Genomic DNA, 22,716 nt, shown 5'->3' with positions numbered 1-22,716 from the left:
CGCCGGGACTGCCCCGGCGCCTTCCTCGTTACCGTTCCAGCTTGAGCTGGATCAGGCTGTTGCCGCGCGCCACGAACAATACTGCACCACCGGCAACATTCTGGAAGGCGCGGGCAAGTTCCGCGGCGCTCTGCACTTGTTCGCCGTTGACCCCGACCACGATGTCGCCGACCGCAAGCCCCGACCGCGCCGCCGACGAACCCGGCTGGACGCTGGCGACGACCGCCCCGCGCAACTGCTCGGGCACCTTGTCGCCGGCGTTGACGTCGCGGAAGGTCGCGCCCAGTGCCGCCAGCCCTGCGCCGCCGGTGGCCGGGCGCGTCACCTGTACCGGACGCGGCGCTTCGACCGTCACCTGTGCCGTCCCGGTCTGGCCGCCGCGGCGATAGCCCAGCGCCACCGTCTTGCCCGGTTCGAGCACGCCGAGGATCGCGGTAAGGTTGCCCGGCCCCTCGATCGCACGCCCGTCGGCGGACATGATGATGTCGCCCGATTTGAGTCCCGCGCGCGCCGCCGGGCTGTCGGGCGAAACTTCGGCGACCAGCGCGCCGCGCGTCGATCCGCTGCCCGCGGCCTCGACCGTGACCGGGCCGACAGTGACACCGATCCGCCCGCGCTTGACGCTGCCGTTGCGGCGCAGCTGGTCGGCGACCGCCATCGCCATGTTGATCGGAACGGCAAAGGCGATGCCGCTATTGTCGCCCGACTTGGACCAGATCGCGGTGTTGATGCCGATCAGCCGCCCGCGGCTGTCGATCAGCGCGCCGCCCGAATTGCCGCTGTTCACCGCCGCGTCGGTCTGGATGAAATCCTGCAATCCGTCGCCGATGCCCGTCCGCCCCAGGCCGGAGATCACGCCCATCGTCAGCGTCTGGTCGAACCCGAAAGGATAGCCGATGGCAAAGGCTAGGTCGCCGACCTCGATCCTGCCGCTGTCGCCGACCTCGATCGCGCGCAGCCCGGTTGCCTTGATGCGCAGCAGCGCGATGTCGGTCTGCGGATCACGTCCGACCACTTCGGCATCGACCACGCGGCCGTCATAGAGCTGAACTTTGAACGCCGTGCCCTTCTCGACGACGTGGTTGTTCGACAGGATCTCGCCGCGCGCGGCATCGATGATCACGCCCGATCCGCTGCCGATCGGCTGCGGCGCGCCCTGCGGTGCCTGGCCCTGCGGACCCGCCTGTGCCGAGGTCGTCTGACCGCGGAACGGGTCGTCTTGTCCTTCGCGCGACGCGGTGCGCTCACCCTCTGCCTGTTTCTGGCCCAGCACGATCACCTTGACCACGCTCGGCGCGACCGCCTTCAGGTCGCGGGCATAGCTGTAGACGCCCCGCTCGCTGTCATAGGGCGCGGTCTGCGCCGCCGCGCTCGCCGCCAGCACCGGTGCACCCAGCATTGCGATCGCCGCCACTCCGGCGAGCAGCCGCCCGTGAATACTAGACCTCATCTTGTCCCCTTTCCCTGTCATTCGCGCTGTGATCGTCCTGCGCGGGCAGCGTGATTTCGATCCGAAACCCGCCCGCGCGGTTGCATGCCTGAACATTCCCGCCAGCGCGCAGCGCTACGGTGCGCACAAAGGCGAGCCCCAAGCCGTGACTGTCCGCGCCGCCACTTGAATAGCCCGGCTCGAAGATACGCTCGACCTTGGCAGGGTCGATCCCCGGCCCCTCATTATCGACCGCGACGGTCACGCTGTCGCCGGATCGAGTCACGGCGCAGCGGATCGTCGATTCGGGCGTGGCGAATTTGACCGCATTGCCCAGGATATTCTCGACCATCCGGTCGAACAGATCGCCGGCGACCCGCACCCGCGCATGGACCGCCTCAAGCGCGAACTCCAGATCCTTGTCGTCGCCGAGATAAACGAACATGTCGTCGATCAGCTGGCGGATGCGCGCGCCGGGGTCGACGCTGTCCGCCTCGTGCCGCCGCGACACTTCTGCGTCGATGATGCCGAGCAGCATGCGGCAGCGCTTGTCCATCGTCACCAGCTTGGCATCGGCATCGGCGATCAGCGACTCGTCCGGCACCTTCGCCGCCAGCGCCTCGAGATGCTTGCGCGCCACCATTACCGGCCCGCGCAGATCATGGGCGACATGGCGGTGCAGCCGCCGCAGCCCGCCGATCATATCCTCCGACCGGGCGAGCAGCGCATTGAGATGCTGGGCGAGCAGGCGAAACTCCGGCTGACCGTCATCGACCGGAGCGCGCTCGGAAAAGCCGGTGCGATCCGCGCGGTCAAGCAAGGCGTTGAACGCATCGAGCCGCGACCGCCACCCGCGCATCAGCGCCCAGGCGAGCAGCCCGGCAAGCAGCAGGAACGCGATGCCCACCCCCGCCGCGAGCAGATAGGCGCGCGTCACCAGGCGGGGATCGGGACTGAATACCCGCGCGCTCAGGAACGCGCGGCCGTCGCCAAGATCGACGATCGTGCCGACTGCGGTCGCTTCCGCCCGCTGACAGGCGGTCCCAGCCGGGACGCGCAACCGCACCTCTCCCCGCCCCGCCGGCCAGTCGAGCTTCGGCGTCCCCGTGAGCGTGCCGTCGGCGGCGCGATAGAGGAACAGCGCCCGCGCCCGCTCGCCGCTGTCGCATCGCCCGCCATCGGTCGCCTCGGTCGCGCGCGCGGCGACCATGGTCAGCACTTCGGCGTCGCGCTCCTCGGCGGACAGGCCGGGCGCGAAACTGTCGATCTTGCTCGACAGCACCGCAGCATCGGCCTGCGCCCGCACCATTGCGACCTCACGCGCGTTCATCGACACCATCTGGAGCAGGCCGAGCGTCAGCCCGACCAGCGCCACGGCGGCAAGCGCGCCGATGACCAACGTCGTACGAAGCGGAAGCCAGCGGAGCATGCGAGCTAGCGACCACCCTCCATGCCGGCCAGGTTGCGCAGCGCGAACCCCTGTGCCCAGATATTGGTCACCAGCGGATGGAAATCGTCCGGAATGTCGGGACATTGCCGCTTGAGCGACTTGCGCAGCCGCTTGATCGCCTGATCGACCGTGTTGGCGAACTCCTCGGGGAAGTGGCTCCACCCCTTGCCGATCCAGCAGCGGTCCCACAGCATCGACTGGCTCAGCGGATTGCCGCGCTCCTTGTAAAGCTCGACCAGGATGTCCGCCTCACGGCTGGTTAGCTGGAGCAACCGCCCGTTGCAGCGCACGTCCTTGGTATCCGCATCCACCTCCAGCGGCGCGCAGGTCCAGCCCTTGCTGCGCATCGTCGGCTTGCGGCGGCGCAGCTGCGCGGCAACGCGCGCCACCAGTTCCTCGCTCGTCGCCGGCTTGGGCACGTAATCGTCCGCGCCGCGCGCGATCAGGCCGTGGATGCGCTGATCCTCGCCACCCAGCAGCGAATAGACGAGCGCCGGAACATCGGGATCGGTCTTGAGGCCATTGGGCCGGCGGCGTACGCGATCCAGCACCTCCAGCCCCTCGATCCCCGGATTGATCCGATCGAGCACCAGCACGTCATAGGCATTGACTTCAAGCGCCGCGAGCGCGGCGTCGCCGGTCTCGACCAGATCAACGCTCTCGCATCCTGCCGCTTCCAGCGCAGCCTTCATCTCGGGGCCGATCTCATCCTCCAGGATCAGCGCGCGGCACCCGGCAAAGGTGTCGGCGATATTCTGCGCCGCCTCGGCATCGAGCTTCAACAGGTTCATCGTCATCATCTCCGTCATAGCGGCCCCCGCGGAAAGCGGCGCGGCACGCCGGGGCGCCGCGCCTTCGCGGCCTCGGCACTCAGGGGGAGCGCGACGTGCAGCGTGCCCTGCCCCGCGCGCTGAATTCGCAACACGGCGACATCGCGCTTCGATGCCCTGATCGCCGCCATCGCCGCCGCCGCATCGCGCGGCGCCACGCCGTCGACCGCCAGCAGCTCGTCGCCTTCGTACAGGCCGTACATCTGGCCGATCGAGGCCTCATCGACCTTGCCGACCAGCACGCGCCCGCCATCGCCACGCAGCGCGAAGCCAAGATTATAGGCGCCGCCCGCGGTGCCGCTCATGTCCATTGCCAGCGCCGCGACCTTGCCGCGCTCGCCGGCCAGATCGTCGTCCGCTTCCAGCGCCACCGCGAGCGCGAGCGGCTTGCCGTCGCGAACGATCTCGACCTTCACCTTGTCGCCCGGCTTGCTGTCGATCAGCGCCATCGACAGGTCGCGCACCACCTCCATCTTGCGCCCGCCGACGCTGAGCAGCAGGTCGCCAATCTTGAGGCCGCTGCGCGCCGCTGCGCCGTCGCCGACCGCATCGATGATCAGGCCGGACTTGCCCGGCGCGCCCAGCGCCTCGGCCATGCCCGCGTCCGCGCTGCTGGCGGTGACGCCCAGACGACCGCGCACGACCTTGCCATCGGCGACCAGCTGGGCAGCGATCTTCGCCGCGAGTTCGGCGGGAATCGCAAGGCCGATACCGATGTCAAAGATGGTTTCAGGCGGCGTTGCCGTATTGATCCCGATCACTTCCCCCTCCTCGGTGATCAGCGGCCCCCCACTGTTACCCGGATTGAGCGCCGCATCATGCTGGATGAAGTTCACCGGCCATGCGACGTCATAGGCGCGGTCATAACCACTTATGATCCCGGAAGTAACCGAGAAACGGTTGCCCATCGGATTGCCCAGCGCAAAGACCTTGGCCCCCAGCGGCAAGCGCGACGACTTCGCCAGTTTGAGTATCGGCAGCGGCCCGTCAGGCTCGATCTTGACGATCGCCAGGTCGGTGCGCCCGTCCCGCCCGATCACCTTGCCCCGATACCGCTTGCCATTGGCAAACGTGACTTCGACCGTATCGAGTTTTGCCACGACATGCGCGTTGGTCAGGATCAGGCCGGACGCGTGGATGACGAAGCCCGATCCGCCCGCTGCCTCGCTATCGCCATTCTGCTTGCGCGCCGCCGCATCCTGCGGACTGATCGCGACCACCGCCTGCATTGCGCGTTCGATCGCGGTTTCGGACTGCACGGCGGCTGCGACCCGGGGCTGATCGGGCATTGCCGCGGCGCGCGCTGTGCTCGGCAGCGCCACGCCTAGGCAAAGCGCCGCCCCGAGAAACCAGCCAAGCGTGCGGCGGGTCAAGTTCACGGATGTGTTGGGGTTCATGGACGTTCCGGATACTGACTTCAGACCCCCCGTTTCTGTCAGTTCGTTCAGGCGAAAACGACGGTCAGGATCAGACGGATGCCCGTCAGCGACCGGGCTGCGCGAGACTCCATGCGGCGCGAACCTGGTCCCTGAAGACGCGGGTCATCCGCCCCATCTCCGCTTGCGCTTGCGCGTCGAACCCCCGACCGCCCGCCATGCGCGCCAGTGCCTGGGTGCCCGCTTCGAGCAGCAATGTCCGCGCGAGCGGTAACGCGTCGTCCGCACCGATCAGAAAATTGCCGTAGCTCCAGCCCAACAGGATGCGGTGAATATGATCGGGGCGGAACGCCGTACGCGAATCCGCATCGGCGCGCGCGAACCACATGCGCGCCTTCGCTGCGTTCCCTTCGCGGCCGACAAATGTCGCGAGGCTGCTCGCGGTCTGCGCGGCGATCTGCATCCCTTGTGGGCCGAGCGCCTTTGCCGCAGCATAATTTGCTTCCAACAGAGCGATCGCCTCGGCGTGCCGACCTGCACCGCCCAGCGCCGCGCCAAGATTGTTGCGTGCCATCACCGAGCGCACATGACCTGGACCAAAGGCACGCTCGGCATAGTCGAGGATCTGACGCTGCACGTCGATCGCCGGACCGGTCTCGCCCAGCCGGACGAGCACGTTGGCAAGGTTGGTCATGATCGCGATCATCTCGTCGATATTGACGACGCCGGATGCCTTGATGACCTCGATCGAGCGGCCATACATCTCCGCCGCAGCCTCGACCTGCCCCGATTCCATCAGGACCAGGCCAAGATTGTTATAGGCAAGCCCCGTGAAGTTGCTCGCTTCGCCGAAAAATCGCAGGCGTATCGCCAGCGCCTCGCGCGCCGCCGCTTCTGCCTCGCGATATTCGCCCGTCCGGACGAGCAGCACGCTCAGGCCCGACAGGCTGTCGGCAAGGTCGGGGCTATCGCCCTCTGCCCGGCGCAGCGCCACGGTCTCACGCCAAAGCGCAAGTGATTCGGTTGTGCGGTTCTGCTGCTCCAGACACTGCGCCAGTGCTTCGCGTGCGCGGATGCTCTGCGTGGCACGCGATCCCATCAGCGCGTCCAGTCGCGCGACCGCGATCCGCAGCGTTGCCTCCGCATCGGCGAGTTGTCCCAGCCGCGTCAGCGCCGTCCCCTCCATCATCCGGAAAACCGCACCTTCCACCGTGTCGCCAGCCATTTCGACCGCACGGCGCGCGAGTGGCAGGGCTTCGGCATGGCGCCCCTGCATCACCAGATTATTGGCGCGTCGACCGAGATAGTTTGCGAGCAGCGGGTCGCCGGCAAAAACCACTTCGGCCGCGGCCAGCGCGGCGATGAACTCTGGCTCCGCTTCGCCATGCCGACCGATCCGTTCGAGCGCGGCACCGAGCATGAATCGGGCATTCATGCTCATCCCGCTCGCCTCCTCAAACGTGGCCGCGATCGCAACTGCGCGTCTGGCGGTGGTCACCGCCTCCTGCACACGCCCGGTTTCGCCCATCACCAGCGACCACATTGAGATCAGCATCACGCACGGGCGCAGTTGCTCAGGCGCGGCCCCGTCCCCGCCGTTACCGGCAATGCACGCCTGCACATCGGGTTCAAGGAGTGCGAGCGCCTTGCGCGCGTCGCCCGCATCCATCGCGGCGTCGAACTCCGGGCTGGTCTGGATGACATCGACCTCGACCACCACCGGAGCAGCATCCTGGGCGGTCAACACGGCAGCGGCGAGCGCAAGCGGGTAGAGCATCATTTCCCCCTTGCACCGAGCCTCCTCCTCTCGACCGCCCAATGCAAGGTACAAGCGCGAGCCTCGCCCCACGCGATTTAGTATCATTTGACACCAAATGGCGGTCGGGTGTAATGCCTCCTCAACTTACGGAGGCTGCGCGCATGACCGACCCGACCAATCCCTTGGGCCTCAACGGCTTCGAATTCGTCGAATTCACCTCGCCCGATCCCGACGCGATGGCCCGGCAGTTCGAACAGCTCGGCTTCGTCCCCTCGCACCGCCACCCGACCAAGAACATCACGCGCTTCAAGCAGGGGCGCATCAACCTGATGCTCAACCGCGACGAGAGCGGCCGCGTCGCCGAGTTCCGCGCGGCGCACGGCCCCTCGGCCAGCGCGATGGCATTCCGCATCGCCGATCCGGTGGTCGCGATGGAGTGGGCGCTGAACAACGGTGCGGAGCGCACCGCCGAGGACGACACCTGCATCATCGGCATCGGCGGATCGTACCTATACTTCATCCAGGACGGCACCGACCTCTATGCCGATTGGGAGGAAATCCCCGGCTGGCAGCAGGCGGAGGCGGAGAACAATGTCGGGCTCGACCTGCTCGACCACCTCACCCACAATGTCCGGCGCGGCCAGATGCGGGTGTGGTCGGAGTTCTACAAGACGCTGTTCGGCTTTGAGGAACAGAAGTATTTCGACATCAAGGGCCAGGCGACCGGCCTGTTCAGCCAGGCGATGATCGCGCCCGACAAGGCGATCCGCATCCCGCTGAACGAAAGCCAGGACGACAAGAGCCAGATCGAGGAGTTCATCCGCGAGTACAAGGGCGAGGGCATCCAGCATCTCGCGCTGACCACCCCGGACATCTTCGACACGGTCGAGCGGCTGCGCGCACGCGGCGTCAAGCTGCAGGACACGATCGAGACCTATTACGAACTGGTCGACAAGCGCGTCCCCGGCCATGGCGAAGACCTGGAGCGGCTGCGCAAGAACCGCATCCTCATCGACGGCAATGTCGGCGACGAGGGCATTCTTCTGCAAATCTTTACCGAAAACATGTTCGGTCCGATCTTCTTCGAGATCATTCAGCGCAAGGGCAATGAAGGATTCGGCAACGGCAACTTCCAGGCACTTTTTGAGTCGATTGAACTCGATCAAATCCGTAGAGGGGTGATCAAGGTCGACGCATAACGAGGTTGGAGAGGAGAGCCGGGACAACCGGCCTCAACCTTCCGAAGGGGGAAGGAAAGCAGGAGGATGAGGGAGGCGGCCACAGACCGCCCCCTCATCCGACTACTCGCCAGAGCGCGCTTTAGGGTCTGATCTATGACCGACTATTTCCCGGGTTTCGGCAATCACGTCTCGACCGAGGCGGTCGCAGGCGCACTCCCGATCGGGCGAAATTCGCCGCAGCGGCCAGCTTACGGTCTCTATGCCGAGCAGCTCTCCGGCACGGCCTTCACCGCGCCGCGGCATGAGAACCGCCGCAGCTGGCTCTACCGGATGCGCCCCAGCGCCGAGCATCCGCCCTTCGCGCCTTATAAAGCCGCCGCGCGCTTCGTACCGGAGCCGGACCCCGCACCGCTCGCGCCCAACCGCCTGCGCTGGGGACCGATCGTCGATCCCGCGCCGGGCACCGACCTGATCGACGGCATGACCAGCATGCTCGTCACCCGCGACCCTGCGGATCTCGAGGGCGTCGCAGTGCATCTCTATGCCGCCAACGCGGATATGGACCGCCGCGTCTTCTTCGATTCGGATGGCGAACTGCTGTTCATCCCGCAGGCTGGACGGCTGACGCTGCTGACCGAGCTGGGACGGATCGACATCGCGCCCGGTCAGATCGCGCTGATCCCGCGCGGCGTGCGCTTCCGTTGCGTTCTGCCGGATGGCACCGCGCGCGGCTATGTTGCGGAGAATTACGGCGCGCTGTTCCGCCTGCCCGATCTCGGCCCGATCGGCGCCAACGGCCTCGCCAATCCGCGCGATTTCGACACCCCGGCCGCATGGTATGAGGACCGCGACGAAGCGTTCGAGGTCGTCCAGAAATCGCTCGGCCAGCTCTGGACCACGACGATCGATCACAGCCCGCTCGACGTCGTGGCATGGCACGGCAACCTCGCGCCGTGGCGCTATGACCTGTCGCGCTTCAACACGATGAACACGGTCAGCTTCGACCATCCCGATCCCTCGATCTTCACCGTGTTGACCTCGCCCAGCGACGTGCCGGGGCGCGCCAACGCCGATTTCGTGATCTTCCCGCCGCGCTGGATGGTCGCCGAAGACACGTTCCGCCCGCCCTGGTTCCACCGCAACGTGATGAGCGAGGCGATGGGCCTGATCCACGGCGCCTATGACGCCAAGGCCGACGGCTTCGTCCCCGGCGGGCTGTCGCTGCACAATCTGATGGCCGGCCACGGCCCCGATGTCGCGAGCTGGGACGGCGCGAGCAATGCCGAGCTGAAGCCGCACAAGATCGACGGTACGATGGCGTTCATGGTCGAAACCTGCTGGCCCTACCGCCCGACCGCGCATGCGATGGCGACGGCACAGCCGGATTACGACGCGGCGTGGGCGGGCTTCCCGAAGGCGCAGCTGCCCGAGTGAGCGAACGCCTCACCACCACCCCGCCCGGCGTTCGGCTCGGCCCGCTCGACCTGATCGCCGATGGCGCCGCGCGCAACTTCGTACTGGAGATGAAGGCAGGGCGCTTTCATGGCTTTGCCGTCCGCAGCGGCGACCGCATCGCGGGCTATGTCGATCGCTGCCCGCATATGGGCCTGCCGCTCGCGCAGCAGCTGGACGCCTATCTCACCGGCGACAGCGGCATGATCCAGTGCAGCTGGCACGGCGCCTTGTTCCGCATCGAGGACGGAATGTGCGTCGGTGGCCCGTGCACCGGCGCGGCGCTTACCTCATGGCCACTCGAAGTCCGCGACGGCGCAATCTACACCGCCTAAGCGGCGGCGACGTCGTTATCCGCCGGGATCGGTGCGGGAACACCCTGTCCCATCAGCGCATCGGTGAACAGCCCGCGCCACCACACCACATCCTCGGCCTCGACATTGTCCATCATCGCCCGCCAGCGCCGCTTGCGCTCGTCCAGGTCCATGCGCAGCGCCTGCATGATCGCATCCGACACCTCGTCCGCGCTGTACGGATTGACCAGCACCGCGTCCTTGAGCTGCGCTGCGGCGCCGGCAAAGCGCGACAGGATCAGTACGCCCGGATTTTCGGGATCCTGCGCCGCGACATATTCTTTCGCGACCAGGTTCATCCCGTCGCGCAGCGGTGTCACCAGCCCGATCCGCGCAGCGCGATAGATGCCTGCCAGCACGTCGCGCGGATAGCCCTGGTTGACGTAGCGGATCGGCACCCAATCGGTATCGGCATAAGCGCCGTTGATCCGCCCCGACAGCCCTTCGAGCGCGGTGCGGATCTTCTTGTAGCTCTCCACCGCCCCGCGTGACGGCGGCGCGATCTGGAGCAGGAATACTTCCTTGCGCTCCTCGGGATGTTCGGCGAGGAAGCGCTCATAGCCGGCGAAGCGCTCCTCCAGCCCCTTGGAGTAATCGAGCCGGTCGACCCCTACGATCATGTCACGCCCGACCGCGCTGTCGCGCATCCGGCGATAGGCAAGCTTGGCGGCCGGACTGGCCGCACCCTCGACGAATTCCTTGCAGTCGATCCCGATCGGCGCGACGATCGCGCGCAGCCGCCGCTCGCCCAGCACCAACGTATCGCCCTCGATCGTCGCGCCCAGCTCGTAGGTCGCATAGTCGCGGAACGACTCCAGCCACTCCTGCGTGTGGAATCCGACCAGGTCATAGGCGAACATCGTCCGCACCAGTTCCTGCGCCTCGGGCATCGTCGCCAACAGGCGGCGCGGCGGCCATGGGATGTGCAGGAAGAAGCCGATCCGGTTCTTCACCCCTCGGTCGCGCAAACACTGGCCGAGCGGGAACATGTGATAATCCTGTACCCACAGGATGTCCTCGCTTTCGACCAGCGGACTCAGCGTGTCGGCGAAGCGGTCGTTGACCCGCTTGTAGCCCCCGGCAAAGCCGCGCTCATATTCGGCCAGGTCGATGCGATAGTGAAATAGCGGCCACAAGGTACGGTTGGCGTAGCCGTTATAATATTCCTCTATATCCTGCTGCTCGAGGTCGACGGTCGCAGTGGTCACGCCCTGCGCGCGCTGGAAATTGATCTGGCCGTTGAACTCCTCGACCGTCTCGCCCGACCAGCCGAACCAGATGCCGCCGAATTCGCGGATCGCCGCCTGCAACGCGACGGCGAGGCCACCCTGGGCGCCGGCGTGCGAGTCCTTGGGCGCAGACACGCGGTTCGAGATAATGATCAGGCGGCTCATCGGATGGCGCTCCACGGTTTGCTCAGCAGGACGGCGCAATTGATCATGCCGACCAGCGAGTAGGTCTGGGGATAATTTCCCCACAATTCCCCGCTCACGGGGTCGATATCCTCAGACAGCAAGCCAGCAGCGGTGCGACGCTCCAGCATCTCGGCGAACAAGGCGCGTGCATCAGCATCGCGGCCCGTGAAGTGCAGCGCCTCGATCAACCAGAAGGTGCAGACGTTGAACGCGGTTTCGGGCAGGCCGAAATCATCCTCGGTCGCATAGCGCAGCATATGGCTGCCGCGGCGCAATCCCTCCTCGACCGCCGCGAGCGTGCCGCGGAACCGGTCGTCGTCGGGCGACATGAAACGCAGGTCGAGCAGCTGGATCAGGCTGGCGTCGAGATCGTCGCCGCTGAACGTGGCCGACATCCTGTTGGTCTCGGGCCGCCATGCCGCTTCCTCGATCGCCCGGCGCATCCGGTCGGCGCGCTCCTGCCACAGCGCGCGATCACCCTCGAGCCCGAGCCGCTCGGCGGCATTGGCGAGCCGATCGCACGCTGCCCAGCACATCGCGGCGGAATAGGTATGGACGCTCTGCCGCGTTCGCAGCTCCCACAGTCCGGCATCGGGCTTGTCGAACAATTCGACCGCGCGCTCGCCGACCCGCGCCAGCGCCTCGAAATCCTCGCGCCCGGCCATGCGGAACAGCCGCTGGTCGAAGAACGCCTGCACATTCGACAGGACGATCTGGCCATAGGCGTCGTGCTGCACCTGTTCATAGGCAAGGTTGCCGACGCGCACCGGCCCCATGCCGCGATAGCCGGCAAGCCGCGGCGCCTCGCTCTCAATCAATACGCTTTCGCCCTGCACGCCATAGAGCGGCTGGATATGTCCACCCTTGGCCTGATCGACGATGTTGCGCAAATAGGCGAGATAGCCCTCGAGAACGTCGAGTGCGCCGACGCGGTTGAGCGCCTGGACGGTGTAATAGGCGTCGCGGATCCAGCAGTAGCGATAGTCCCAGTTGCGCCCGCTATCAGCATGTTCGGGGATCGAAGTGGTGAGCGCCGCGACGATCGCGCCGGTCTCCTCATGCTGGCACAGCTTCAGCGTGATCGCGCTGCGGATCACGACGTCCTGCCATTCGAACGGCGTCGCGAGGCCGCGCGCCCAATTCTGCCAGTGGTAGGTGGTGTAGCCGAGCATCTCCTCCAGCGTGGTCGCGAGGTTGCCGGCGAAGCTCTCATCCGGGCCAAGGAAGAAGTGCAGCGGGCGTTCGACGCGGAAGCAGCGCTCGTCCATCATCAGCCCGACCGGCGCATTGGTCGACAGCCGCAGCTGCATCCCGTCGAGCAGATAGCGGATATGGTTCGACCCCGCCGTAGTCAGCACCGCCGGATCGCCCCAGTTGCGCGTCGGGCGCAGCCGCACACAGATGCGCGGCGATCCCGCCACCGGGCGCACGATCCGCGCGAAGGCGACGGGGCGATACATCCGCCCCAGCCGTTCGAAGCGCGGGCAGAAATCGGTGATCTCAATCGCGCTGCCGTTGCTGTCGGTCATGCGCGTGACCAGGATCGGGGTGTTGGTCAGATAGTGCTGCTCGACGCTGGCGCAGTCTTCCAGGTCGATGCCCCATAGCCCGACCGCGTCGTCGGAACGCGGATCGCGCCCGTCGAGCAGCGAGGAGAAGAGCGGATCGCCATCTACCTTGGGCGCGCACGCCCAGACGAAGCGTCCGGCGCGATCGATCAGCGCACTCACCTGGCAATTGCCGATCGGCCATAGGTCGAGATTCGGTTTCATGCCGCCTCCTCCGCGATGATTTCGAGCCAGCGCAGCGTCGCCATCACATCGGGCAGGCGATAGGCGGCCTCGGTATCTCGGACCGGCCCGACCAGCACGCCGGCGCCGCCCAATCGCGCGACGGTGGCAAAGCCGGGTTCGTCGGTCAGGTCGTCGCCAAGAAACACCGGGCGCGACCCGGCAAAGGGCATTGCCCCCATCAGCGCGGCGATGGCGCGGCCCTTGTCGCCAGGTGCGCGCAGTTCGAACACCATCTTGCCCCGCTGGAGCGTCAGGCCGGTGGTCGCGGCAAGTTCCTCGGCCAGCGCGCGCGCCTCGGCTTCGGCAGCGGGTATGCCGCGATAATGGAGGCCGACGCCGAGCGGCTTGAGTTCGACCACCAGGCCGGGGAGCGCGTCGGCGAGCGCGTGGAAGCGCGCGGCGACATGATCGAGCGCGGCCGGACGTTCGGGCATTTCGGCCTGCGCGACGCCGCGCAGTTCCGCGCCATGGCTACCGGCAATCGGACAATCGAGACCGCCGAACAGCGCGTCGATCTCCGCCGCACCGCGTCCGCTCACGATCGCAACACGCCCGTCGAAGCGCTTCAATAAGTTGGCGATCAGATTACGCAGTTGCCCATCGACCGCGACTGCATCGGGGCGCGGCGCGATCTCGACCAGCGTTCCGTCAAAGTCGAGAAACAGGCTGGCGCCATCGGCAAGATGGGCGGGAGGCGGTGCCAGCAGCGCCGCCGTGTTCGGTTCCATAAGCTCGGGCATCGACAGGCCAATGCATCCGGAACGCAATCGTTCCGAAGTTTCTGCTGCAATGCGGCGGAAACCTTGCCCTACGCCAGTTCGCGCACCCGCGCGGGTTCGGGGTTGGAGAATTCCATCCCCTCATCGATGCCGCCAAACTTCAGGTCGATCAGGTCGAGCGTGTAATTCTGGTGCACCCGCCACGGGCGTTTGTCGCCCTGTTTGGGAAAGCGATCGATCGCACGCTGGACATAGCCTGAGGTGAAGCTGAGGAAATCCTCGCGCGTCACGTCCGCGCCGACGCGCGGCGTCGCCTGACGCATCCCGCGCCGCTTCATCGCGTTGAGCAGGCGGCAGACGTAGGCGCAGGTCAGGTCGGACTTCAGCGTCCAGCTGGCATTGGTATAGCCGAAGGACGAGGCGAGGTTCGGAATGTCCGAATACATCATCGCCTTGTAGCCAAGCGACTGGGCCGGTTCGACCCGCTGTCCATCGACGGTGAACGGCACCCCGCCCATCAATTGCAGGTCAAGGCCAGTCGCGGTGACGATGATATCGGCGGGCAGCAGTTCGCCGGATTTGAGCCGGACGCCGTCTGCCTCGAACCGCTCGACATGGTCGGTGACCACCGACGCCCGCCCGTCGCGGATCGCGGCGAACAGATCGGCGTCGGGCACCAAACAGATGCGCTGGTCCCACGGATTGTAGCTGGGCGTGAAATGGGTCGCGACGTCATAGTCCGGCCCCAGCTCGTCGCGGACCATCTGCACGATCCGTTCCTTGGTCTTCTGCGGTTTGCGGCGCGCGATCCGGTAGAAGAGCTGGCCGAGCGCGATATTCTTGGTCCGGGTCAGGCGGTAAGCAATCCGCCCGGGCAGCCTACGCCGCAGCCAGTTGGCGATGCCGTCTTCGCTCGGCCGCGACACGATATAGGTGGGCGAACGCTGCAGCATCGTCACATGCGCCGCGGTCTTCGCCATTTCCGGAACGAGCGTCACCGCAGTCGCGCCAGATCCGATCACCACGACGCGCTTGCCCGCATAATCGAGCCCCTCGGGCCAATGCTGCGGATGGACGATCGTGCCCGCGAAATCCTCCCGCCCCTCAAAGTGCGGCAGATACCCAGCTTGGTAATTGTAATAGCCGGAGCACATGAAGAGGAAATTGCAGGTGAACTCGACCCGCTCCCGCTCCGCCCCGCGCTCGACCGTCACCGTCCAGTGCGCATCGGGGGTGGACCAGCTGGCTGCGACGACCCGATGCTGGTGGCGAATATGCCGATCAATGCCATGTTCGCGCGCGGTCTCTTCAAGGTAGCGCAGGATCGACGGCCCGTCGGCAATCGCCTTCGCCTCCGTCCACGGCTTGAAGCTGTAGCCGAGCGTATACATGTCGCTGTCCGAGCGGATGCCGGGATAGCGGAACAGGTCCCACGTTCCGCCCAGCCGTTCCCGCCCCTCCAGGATCACATAGGAGCGATCCGGGCAGTCGCGCTGGAGAAAGTACCCTGCGCCGATGCCGGAAATCCCGGCACCCACCACCACCACGTCGAAATGCTCGGCCATCGCGCTCTCCCGGACGAGATACTTACATGGGTGTAAGTTGAGCGCAATGGGCTGCCGTCACCCCCGCGCGGGCGGGCAGAGCGCGACGCTGGAACTGCGCTGGTCGATCAGCAGCGCGAACTTGCTCAGAGCATGCGCGCCAACCAGCAGCTCGGGAAAGCGGTCAGACACGCGCACCTCGACATTGGCGAGCGACGCGGTGCCGATCCGGAACGGCCCGGCAACAGTCGCGCGATCGGTCTTGATCGTGGTATTGGTCAGATTGCCTTCACCGCTCGCCGTGACCGCGCCGCCGCCGATCCGCTCGAACAGCGACTGCGGCAGGACGAACGCGACGTTTGCGCCGGTATCCAGCTGCCCCTCCACCGTGACCGATCCGATGGTCACCGGCACGCGAAACGGGCGCTCATAGCCGAGAACGCCCGCCGCGCCGCGTCGCAGCCCGGCGCTGCGGGCAAAGGTCAGGCGGCGCTTGGGATAATCGATAACGAGCAGCCCGTCGGCGAAGAAGTCGCGCCCGATTATGCCGTCGAACGCCGCTTCTTTCGACATGCGAGCATTATAGTCGCGGGTAATGACGCTGAGGTCGCGACGGATCAGGCCGCCGAGTTCGAGCGAGGCGAGCGACACCGTGTCGACCCGGGCGGTCGCAACGCCGTCCGATGACTGGCCCGACCCGCTGACCGCCAGTCCCAGCGCCGCGACCAGCCGCGCATCGGCGCGGCCAAGCCCGCTCGCACCGGTATCGACCGCAAAGCGGAATGGCCCCTTTCCGTTGACCCGTGCGGAGACATAGATGCGCCCGTCGACGACGTCGAACGGAACACTGATCACCGCATCCCTGCGCGCCGTGTCGGCAATCGCGCAGATCGCTGGCGTCCGGGCGGCATGCGCGGGCGCGAGACACGCTGTCGCGATCAGCACCGCGCTGCCAAATAATCGTCCTGTACGGCCCATACTGCCCCCGGTCCCACCAACTGTATTAGTTGAGTATGGCACCTAGGCCGGCGAGGGGTCAATAGTCCTTCGAGTATTTCAACCCTGCGCGCGATCCGCCGAACGACCCGGTTTGCGACAGCAGGCTGAGTGCACGGGTCAGTGCGATTTCCAGCTGCACCGCGGTAAATCCGCGCGCATCGGTGATGATCTCCACATAGATATCGTCGGTCAGATACTGCCCGGCGGCCAGCGCCGTGCCGCGTCCGGTGGTGTCGTCCTCACCCAGGATCCGCAGCCGGTCGATCCCAGCGGCCGAGCGCAGCTGGCCGAGCGGGTTGAGGCCGCCGCCTGTCGCACGCAGCGAGTTCAGCGCGGCGGCGAGCTGGATCGCCTCGGTCGCAGACAGGTTGGTGACCGAGCTGCCGAACAACAGGCGCGAGAGCACTTCGTCCTGCGGTAGGCTGGGGGTCGAGTTGAACGCGATCCGCGGCATCTGGCCGCTGCCGGTGATGTTGATATTGGCGGTCACGCCCTCGGCCGTCGTGCTGGCGGCGATGTTGATCTGCGGGTCGGCGAGCGGCCCGCCCTCGAAACTTACGATGCCGCGCGTCAGTTCGAACCGACGGCTGGCGAAGCTGTAGGTACCGCGCACCACGCGCGCCTCACCGGTCACGATCGGCGACGCGGAGGTGCCGGTCACCTGCATCCGCGCACTCCATTCGGACTCCAGCCCCATGCCCGACACGAACAGGCGGTTGTCGGCGACGATGCTGACATTCAGCTTGAAGATGCCGGCGGGCTTGGCGCGCACCGGGCGCTTGCCATCCTCGGTCAGCTCGCTCTTGCGATAAACCCCGGTTAGCTCGGGCACTTCGGCGGCACCCTGGCGAATGATCTGGTAACGCGCCTCGGGAATGATGATCCGCCCCTCGATCAGTCCGCCGTCCAGCCCATTGGTGATGCGCAGCTGCCCGGTTGCGGTCGCACCGAGCGCATTGCTGCGCGCGAGGCGGGCGTTGCGGAAGCGCGCGGTGATATCGATCGGGAAACCCTGCTCGGCGGACAGGCCGATCGTCCCTGCCGCGGTCAGGCGGCCATTGCCCGCCACCGCCTCGATCTGCTCGATATCGAGCGAATCATTGTCGAACCGCCCCTGCACCGACATCTGCGACAGTCGCGTGCCCCAGGTTTCATTCTCATAGGTCAGCTTCTCGCCCCGCAGCTGCCCGGCAAGCTGGGGCGCGCGCACCTGGCCGGAGAAATCGGCGGCAACCGCGACCGGTCCGGACAGGCTCTGATTGGGGAATCCGGCCATCGAGAACAGCACCGAAGACGGCCCATTGTAGCGAATACCGCCCGACAAAGGCGCCGCGAGCAGGCGTGTCGTCCAGCTGCCCGCGCCAGGCCCGAGCGGCTGCAGGCTGGCGACCATCCGACCGATCGTGGTCGACCCACGCTTGATCAGCGCACGCGCGTCGCCGCCATCGGGCAGCAGGCGACCTACGAAACTGATATCGACCGGCGCGGAGACACCGCCCAGGCTCGAGCGGGTGAAGTTGCTGACGTTGAGCCGTGCAATCGCCTGCGGGAAGGTCGCGTCGCTGGCCTGGCTGAAATCGAGCGCACCGGTTACCGTGCCGCCGAGGCCGGCGGTGCGTGACAGCGCGTTGGCGACCGACAGGTCGAGCTTGTCGAGCCGCGCCTGCATTCGCAGACCATCGCCCCAATTGCCCGACAGGCGCATGCTGCCCTGATCGAAATCGATGCGTGCCGGCGCGAGCGTGTAGGTCGATCCGGCGATCGCGATCTGTGCCGGCTGCGCGGTCTTGAACCCGATATTGTTCGCGCGTCCGGCCAGCGCCACGCGCCACAGATTGGGTTCGAACCGCGCATTGGCCGCGACGCGGAACGGCACTGCGGTCGATCCCTCGACCAGCGCCTGCGCGCTGCCCTTGCCGCCGCGATAGTCGATCTTCGCCCGCGCGCGGGTCACCGTGAATTGGGCGTTGCGCAGGTTCGCGATCTGCGCCTCGCCGGTGATCGCCGGGGCGTCGTCATACAGGATCGCGGTGCCGTTGATGATCGCGCGACCGATCGTCAGCTCCATGTCGCCGGGAATCTTGGCGTTGTTCGCGGTGGCGCGCACCACCGCCTGCTGATACTGGCCCGCCGCAGACAGCGCGACCGATCCGTCGAGGCCCGATCCGGCAAAGCTCAGATCGCCGTCGAACGGCCCGGCTGCGGTCTGGACCAGCTGGCCCTTGAAATCGGCACCGGCGAAGCGCCCGCTGCGGACATCGATCGCAAGGCGCTGGCCGGTGCGCACCAGCACATCCGCCGTAAACGGGCCATAGCTGGTGTCGCCTTTGGCATCGACGGCATAGGCGCCATTGTCGCCGACGATCCGCGCCTCAAGGTTCGCCAGGCCTACGCCCACGCCGGGGCGCGGCGCGCGCAGATTGACCACCGGGCGGGTGAGGCTGCCCGTCACGCGGGCAGACAGCGGGCCATAAGCGTTCGACCACGCATCGGCGGTCAGGCTGAGCGGCCCGGCCGGATCATAACGACCCGATCCGCGGATCACGCGGAACAGCGGCGCCGCAACCTTCAGGTCGCTGAAGCGGATGATCCCGTCCGGCCCGAAATCGAGCGATACGCGCGCAACCGCATTTCCGCCGAGGAAGCTTCGCACGCCATCGTTGAACAGCCGCGTGCTGCGCCCGACGATCCGGCCCTTGATCCCCCAGCCGCCCCCGGCAGCGGCGTACAGATCGGCGTCGGTTTCCAGATTGACGATGCCGATGCTGTCGATCTGATAGTCGTTCACACGGCCCTTGAGCGCGCCGGTGTAGCGTCCGGTGCTCATGTCTGCGGCCAGGATCGCGGTCGCGTCGATCCGGTCGGAGCGGATGCGAAGATTTTCCGACAGTATCTGGTCGCCGGTGATCGCCAGATCGCCCGCCAGAGTGACATTGGTCAGCAGACCGCCAGCCGCGGCGTTGAGGCCGGAGATGCGCGCCGCCTGCGCCTTGACCGGGATCAGGATGCGGTCGGCATTCACCGTCGCCAGCCCCTCGGCATAGAGCCGCTCGACCACCGTCTCGCCAAAGCCGAGCGCGGCAGCGCGCAGCTTGTAGTCCACGGTCGGTGTCGCGAACGGGCCGTTGAGCGCGACCTCGCCCGCCACCGACCGGCCGTTGAGGTTCGGCGCGATCGCGCCGGGCGTCAGGAGCATCGCCTCGACCCGGAACTGGTCGAAGCGACTCTGCCCCAAATCGATCGTGCCCATCGTCATCAGTGCCATCGCACGTGAGCGCAGGCGCAACCGGGTATCGGCGCGCCGCTGATCGAGCGTGGCATCGAGCGCGACCTGCATTCCGCCCGCGCTCAGCCGCTCGACCGGACCTTTCATATAAAGACCGGGCTGGGTCATGCCGCGCACCTGCACTGTGCCGTTGCGCGCGGCGATGCGCAGATTGGCGAGTTCACCCGCGCCAAGCCGTCCGACTGCACGCCCCTGCCAGTTCGACCAGCTGCCGGCACCACGCACGCGCACCGCGAGCGGCGCTTCGAGTCCGGCCAGTCCCGCGACCAGCCCGCCAACCGGCGCGTTCAGATCGGCGCGCAGGTCGAGCTTGTCGTCATCGGGCACCGCGTCGACCACCAGCGCCAGCGCGTCGCCCCCGGTGCGGCCAAGCGTGCGACCGTTCAGGATCACCCGCGCGCGGCGGTCGGCGATGTTCGCTTCGCCCGTCAGCGTCGCGACATGGCGCTGCCCTGCGACCGGCGCCTCGAGCACCAGCCGGTCGATCGACAGCCGTCCGATATCGATATCCAGATCGGGCAGCATCGGCGCATTGGGATCGCCGCCCGGCTTCAATTCGGGAAGACGCGCGACCCGCACCAGCGGGCTGGTGGCCGATCGGATATCGACATGGTTGTTCAGAAACGCAAAGGGTCGCCAGTCGAGCGCGATGCGTGGCGAGGTCGCGAATACGCCCTTGGGATCGCTCACGCGCACATCGCGCAGCACCATGGCGCCGTAGACCGATCCTTCGATCCGTCCGACCTTGATATTGAGGCCCGACGCGGTCGTATAGCCCGCCAGCCGGTCCGCGACGAACCGATGCCCGACACCTGTATCGAGAATCGCGACAGCGGCGAGCAGCAACGCGATCAGGCTGGCGAGGCCGATCGCAGTCCACTTCGCAACGCGCTGCCACAGCGGCGCACGGTCCACGATCACCACATTGTCCTCGGCCGGCGCTGGCGTTTCTTCAGCCATCAGAAAGCTTGCCCGATCGAGATATACAGCGCGACCTTGCTCTCACCCGGCTTGCGCGCGATCGGGGTGGCGATGTCCAGCCGCATCGGGCCGAAATTGGTGTAGAAGCGCCCGCCAATGCCCGCGCCAAAACGGATGCGGCTGAGTTGCGGCAGCGATTCCTCATAGACCTGCCCGGCGTCGAGGAACGGCACGATCCCGAAATTGCCGAAGCGATAGCGCGCCTCGACCGCGAATTCGTTGAAGCTGCGCCCGCCGACCGGCTTGCCATCGGGGGCACGCGGCCCAAGCTCCTGATAGCCGAACCCGCGCACCGATCCGCCGCCACCGGCATAATAACGCCGCGACGGGGCAAGGTCGTTGCGGTCAATGCCCTGAATCGTACCGAAGCGTGCGCGCCCGGCCAGCACGATGCTGTCGGTGATCGGCTGGTAGATCGTGCCCTCGACCTGCGCCCGGCCATAGGGCCGGGCAGTGCCGCGGACCGATGTTTCGGGGCTGAGGTTCAGCTTGAGGCGCCAACCGCGCGTCGGGTTGAGCAGATTGTCCGACTGATCCCATCCGGCGAACAGGGGCACGGCCGCAATGAAGTAAACGCCACGCTCGCGCAGGTTGAGGGTGAAGTCGAACCGGTCCTCGCTCGTTCCGACCAGCTCAACGCCATAGGCATAGGTAAGCTTCTTCTGCCAGATCGGCGTCGAGTCATAGGAAACGCGCGCCGACAGCGTGCCGGTCAGGCCGGTAAATGCCTCGACATCCGACCGCAGCGCGGAGGCGACGATCTGGAAGGTCCGGTCGCGCCGCCCGGCATTGGATCGCCGGAAGGTCGCCGATGCGCCCTGTTCCTGCGTGCCGAGCACCCCGGTCGCGATCAGCGCACCCTCCGGCGGGAACAGATTGCGGTGGGTCCAGCTAACCTCCGCGCGGAAGCCCTGGCCGGTGCTGTAGCCGACCTCTCCCGCCAACGTGCGCGGCGGTCCCTTGCTCTGGCGCACGAGCAGGTCGACCGCCTCGGTCCCGTCTGCGTTGGCCTGGCCGGTCTTCACTGGCTCGACCGAAACGGTCGAAAACAGGCTGGTCGCGATCAGCGCGTCGCGCAAATCGTCGACCTTGCGGCTGTCGTACAGATCGGAGCGATCGAACCGGGTCAGCACTTCAATATGGTCGGGCGGCAATACCGGATCGCCCTCGATCCGGATGCCGCCGAAGCGCGCACGGGGACCGATCGCCACCGGCAAGGTATAGTCGCCGGTGCGCGTCGTCTCATCGAGCAGGATGTCGCGTTGCCCGACCTCGGCAAAGGGATAGCCATTTTGCGGCAGCGCGACGCTGACTGCCGCCTCCGCCGCCTGCACGCGCACCGCGTCGATCGGCTCGCCACTGCGCAATTTCAGATTGTCGGCGATCAGCGCTGGCGGGACTGTCGGATCGGCTTCGACGCGGATTTCACCGAATGAATAAAGCGGTCCCGGCACGGCCGCGATCGTGGCCGTGACGGGTCGCTCGCCTTGTGGCGATTGTTCGATCGTCGAGATCGCGGTCGCGTCGTAATAGCCGAGCGACTTCATCAGCCGCACGGCCAGCCCCTCATCCTCGCGCGCCCGTGCGCCGATGATCGCGGCATTGGCGGCGACGCCATCGCCATCCTCCAGCGCTGAAAGGTCGCGGAATTGGTCCTCCAGCCCGATTTCGTCGAGCCCGGTGACGCGGGTCGCGTAACGGATTTCGACCGCCGCCTCGTCATTGGCCGCGACGGGTTCCGCGATCGGGGTCGCGTCGAACTGCGTCAGCGGCGGCAGCGGCGCGGCGATCTCCGCCTCGGCTCCGGCTTCGTCCAGCGGTGGCGCATCTTCGATCGGCTCCACCGGCTGGATGGGTGGCGTCGGCGGATTCATCTGCTCGAGCGGCGCGTCGATATCGTCGGAAAGCTGCGGGAGCGCTTCGGAGAATTCTTCGTCGCTGACGATCGGCTTTGGATCCGACTGCTGCGCACTTCGCTCCGCTTCGCGCTGCAGCGTCCTGGGGTCTTCCGCAGGCGCACCCTGTCCCGGCTTGCCCGCCCCGCTATCGATCTGCGCCAGCGCCACGCTCGGGACGAACGCAGCGCTTGCCAGCAATGAAATGACCAGACGCACGCCCGAAATAGTCCCGCCTCCCGCTGGGATCGCGC

At 66.7% G+C, this 22,716-nt stretch carries 15 protein-coding genes; 3 read left to right on the top strand and 12 right to left on the bottom strand.

Going from position 1 to position 22,716, the window contains the following annotated elements; genetic code table 11:
* Positions 1 to 28: 28 nt before the first annotated feature.
* The 5 genes from ACO05N_RS07105 to ACO05N_RS07085 form a co-directional block, all read right to left on the bottom strand.
* Entirely contained in the window at positions 29 to 1,450 is a 1,422-nt protein-coding gene (locus ACO05N_RS07105) for a trypsin-like peptidase domain-containing protein (RefSeq protein WP_422056463.1), read from the bottom strand.
* Complete coding sequence (locus ACO05N_RS07100; RefSeq protein WP_422056462.1) at positions 1,440 to 2,858, bottom strand: sensor histidine kinase; 1,419 nt, start codon at positions 2,856 to 2,858, stop codon at positions 1,440 to 1,442. Before ACO05N_RS07100 ends, ACO05N_RS07105 begins: the two co-directional genes overlap by 11 nt.
* A gap of 5 nt (positions 2,859 to 2,863) precedes the next feature.
* Complete coding sequence (locus tag ACO05N_RS07095; protein WP_422056461.1) at positions 2,864 to 3,688, bottom strand: response regulator transcription factor; 825 nt, start codon at positions 3,686 to 3,688, stop codon at positions 2,864 to 2,866.
* On the bottom strand, positions 3,685 to 5,088 hold the full coding sequence (locus ACO05N_RS07090) for a trypsin-like peptidase domain-containing protein (protein ID WP_422056460.1): 1,404 nt from the start codon (positions 5,086 to 5,088) through the stop codon (positions 3,685 to 3,687). The genes ACO05N_RS07095 and ACO05N_RS07090 overlap by 4 nt, the downstream gene beginning before the upstream one ends.
* A gap of 103 nt (positions 5,089 to 5,191) precedes the next feature.
* Positions 5,192 to 6,862: a tetratricopeptide repeat protein gene (locus ACO05N_RS07085; protein ID WP_422056459.1), complete on the bottom strand. Its 1,671-nt coding sequence runs from the start codon at positions 6,860 to 6,862 to the stop codon at positions 5,192 to 5,194.
* Positions 6,863 to 7,005: 143 nt separating this feature from the next.
* On the opposite strand from ACO05N_RS07085, the gene hppD reads away from it, so the two are divergent.
* The 3 genes from hppD to ACO05N_RS07070 all read left to right on the top strand — a co-directional run bounded on the left by hppD (position 7,006) and on the right by ACO05N_RS07070 (position 9,812).
* Entirely contained in the window at positions 7,006 to 8,043 is a 1,038-nt protein-coding gene (gene hppD / locus ACO05N_RS07080; protein WP_422056458.1) for a 4-hydroxyphenylpyruvate dioxygenase, read from the top strand.
* Positions 8,044 to 8,178: 135 nt separating this feature from the next.
* Positions 8,179 to 9,459, top strand: coding sequence for a homogentisate 1,2-dioxygenase (gene hmgA, locus ACO05N_RS07075; RefSeq protein WP_422056457.1), 1,281 nt, complete (start codon positions 8,179 to 8,181; stop codon positions 9,457 to 9,459).
* On the top strand, positions 9,456 to 9,812 hold the full coding sequence (locus ACO05N_RS07070; RefSeq protein ID WP_422056456.1) for a Rieske (2Fe-2S) protein: 357 nt from the start codon (positions 9,456 to 9,458) through the stop codon (positions 9,810 to 9,812). The genes hmgA and ACO05N_RS07070 overlap by 4 nt, the downstream gene beginning before the upstream one ends.
* Here ACO05N_RS07070 and ACO05N_RS07065 read toward each other — a convergent pair.
* From ACO05N_RS07065 to ACO05N_RS07035, 7 genes are all read right to left on the bottom strand, one after another.
* Positions 9,809 to 11,224, bottom strand: coding sequence for an alpha,alpha-trehalose-phosphate synthase (UDP-forming) (locus ACO05N_RS07065; protein WP_422056455.1), 1,416 nt, complete (start codon positions 11,222 to 11,224; stop codon positions 9,809 to 9,811). The genes ACO05N_RS07070 and ACO05N_RS07065 overlap by 4 nt on opposite strands.
* On the bottom strand, positions 11,221 to 13,017 hold the full coding sequence (locus ACO05N_RS07060) for a glycoside hydrolase family 15 protein (RefSeq protein WP_422056454.1): 1,797 nt from the start codon (positions 13,015 to 13,017) through the stop codon (positions 11,221 to 11,223). Before ACO05N_RS07060 ends, ACO05N_RS07065 begins: the two co-directional genes overlap by 4 nt.
* Complete coding sequence (gene otsB / locus ACO05N_RS07055; protein ID WP_422056453.1) at positions 13,014 to 13,778, bottom strand: trehalose-phosphatase; 765 nt, start codon at positions 13,776 to 13,778, stop codon at positions 13,014 to 13,016. The genes ACO05N_RS07060 and otsB overlap by 4 nt, the downstream gene beginning before the upstream one ends.
* Before the next feature lie 68 nt (positions 13,779 to 13,846).
* A complete protein-coding gene (locus tag ACO05N_RS07050; protein ID WP_422056452.1) occupies positions 13,847 to 15,322 on the bottom strand; it encodes a flavin-containing monooxygenase in 1,476 nt (491 codons plus the stop codon).
* Positions 15,323 to 15,379: 57 nt separating this feature from the next.
* Positions 15,380 to 16,156 (bottom strand): aspartyl protease family protein, encoded by a 777-nt coding sequence (locus ACO05N_RS07045; protein ID WP_422056451.1) that lies wholly within the window; start codon positions 16,154 to 16,156, stop codon positions 15,380 to 15,382.
* Positions 16,157 to 16,337: 181 nt separating this feature from the next.
* Positions 16,338 to 20,546: a translocation/assembly module TamB domain-containing protein gene (locus ACO05N_RS07040; RefSeq protein WP_422056450.1), complete on the bottom strand. Its 4,209-nt coding sequence runs from the start codon at positions 20,544 to 20,546 to the stop codon at positions 16,338 to 16,340.
* Positions 20,546 to 22,681, bottom strand: coding sequence for an autotransporter assembly complex protein TamA (locus ACO05N_RS07035; RefSeq protein WP_422056449.1), 2,136 nt, complete (start codon positions 22,679 to 22,681; stop codon positions 20,546 to 20,548). Before ACO05N_RS07035 ends, ACO05N_RS07040 begins: the two co-directional genes overlap by 1 nt.
* Positions 22,682 to 22,716: the final 35 nt, after the last annotated feature.

This window comes from Sphingomonas sp. (assembly GCF_965227385.1).
Taxonomy (GTDB): Bacteria; Pseudomonadota; Alphaproteobacteria; order Sphingomonadales; family Sphingomonadaceae; genus Sphingomonas.
Note: the sequence above shows the minus strand (reverse complement) of the source record. Positions and strands in the feature narration are given on the sequence as shown.

Bases quoted from the DNA above. Each gene is read 5' to 3' on its own strand.
- ACO05N_RS07105 (WP_422056463.1), bottom strand. From the start codon at position 1,450: ATGAGGTCTAGTATTCACGGGCGGCTGCTCGCCGGAGTGGCGGCGATC.
- ACO05N_RS07100 (WP_422056462.1), bottom strand. From the start codon at position 2,858: ATGCTCCGCTGGCTTCCGCTTCGTACGACGTTGGTCATCGGCGCGCTT.
- ACO05N_RS07095 (WP_422056461.1), bottom strand. From the start codon at position 3,688: ATGACGGAGATGATGACGATGAACCTGTTGAAGCTCGATGCCGAGGCG.
- ACO05N_RS07085 (WP_422056459.1), bottom strand. From the start codon at position 6,862: ATGCTCTACCCGCTTGCGCTCGCCGCTGCCGTGTTGACCGCCCAGGAT.
- hppD (WP_422056458.1), top strand. From the start codon at position 7,006: ATGACCGACCCGACCAATCCCTTGGGCCTCAACGGCTTCGAATTCGTC.
- hmgA (WP_422056457.1), top strand. From the start codon at position 8,179: ATGACCGACTATTTCCCGGGTTTCGGCAATCACGTCTCGACCGAGGCG.
- ACO05N_RS07065 (WP_422056455.1), bottom strand. From the start codon at position 11,224: ATGAGCCGCCTGATCATTATCTCGAACCGCGTGTCTGCGCCCAAGGAC.
- ACO05N_RS07060 (WP_422056454.1), bottom strand. From the start codon at position 13,017: ATGAAACCGAATCTCGACCTATGGCCGATCGGCAATTGCCAGGTGAGT.
- otsB (WP_422056453.1), bottom strand. From the start codon at position 13,778: ATGCCCGAGCTTATGGAACCGAACACGGCGGCGCTGCTGGCACCGCCT.
- ACO05N_RS07050 (WP_422056452.1), bottom strand. From the start codon at position 15,322: ATGGCCGAGCATTTCGACGTGGTGGTGGTGGGTGCCGGGATTTCCGGC.
- ACO05N_RS07040 (WP_422056450.1), bottom strand. From the start codon at position 20,546: ATGGCTGAAGAAACGCCAGCGCCGGCCGAGGACAATGTGGTGATCGTG.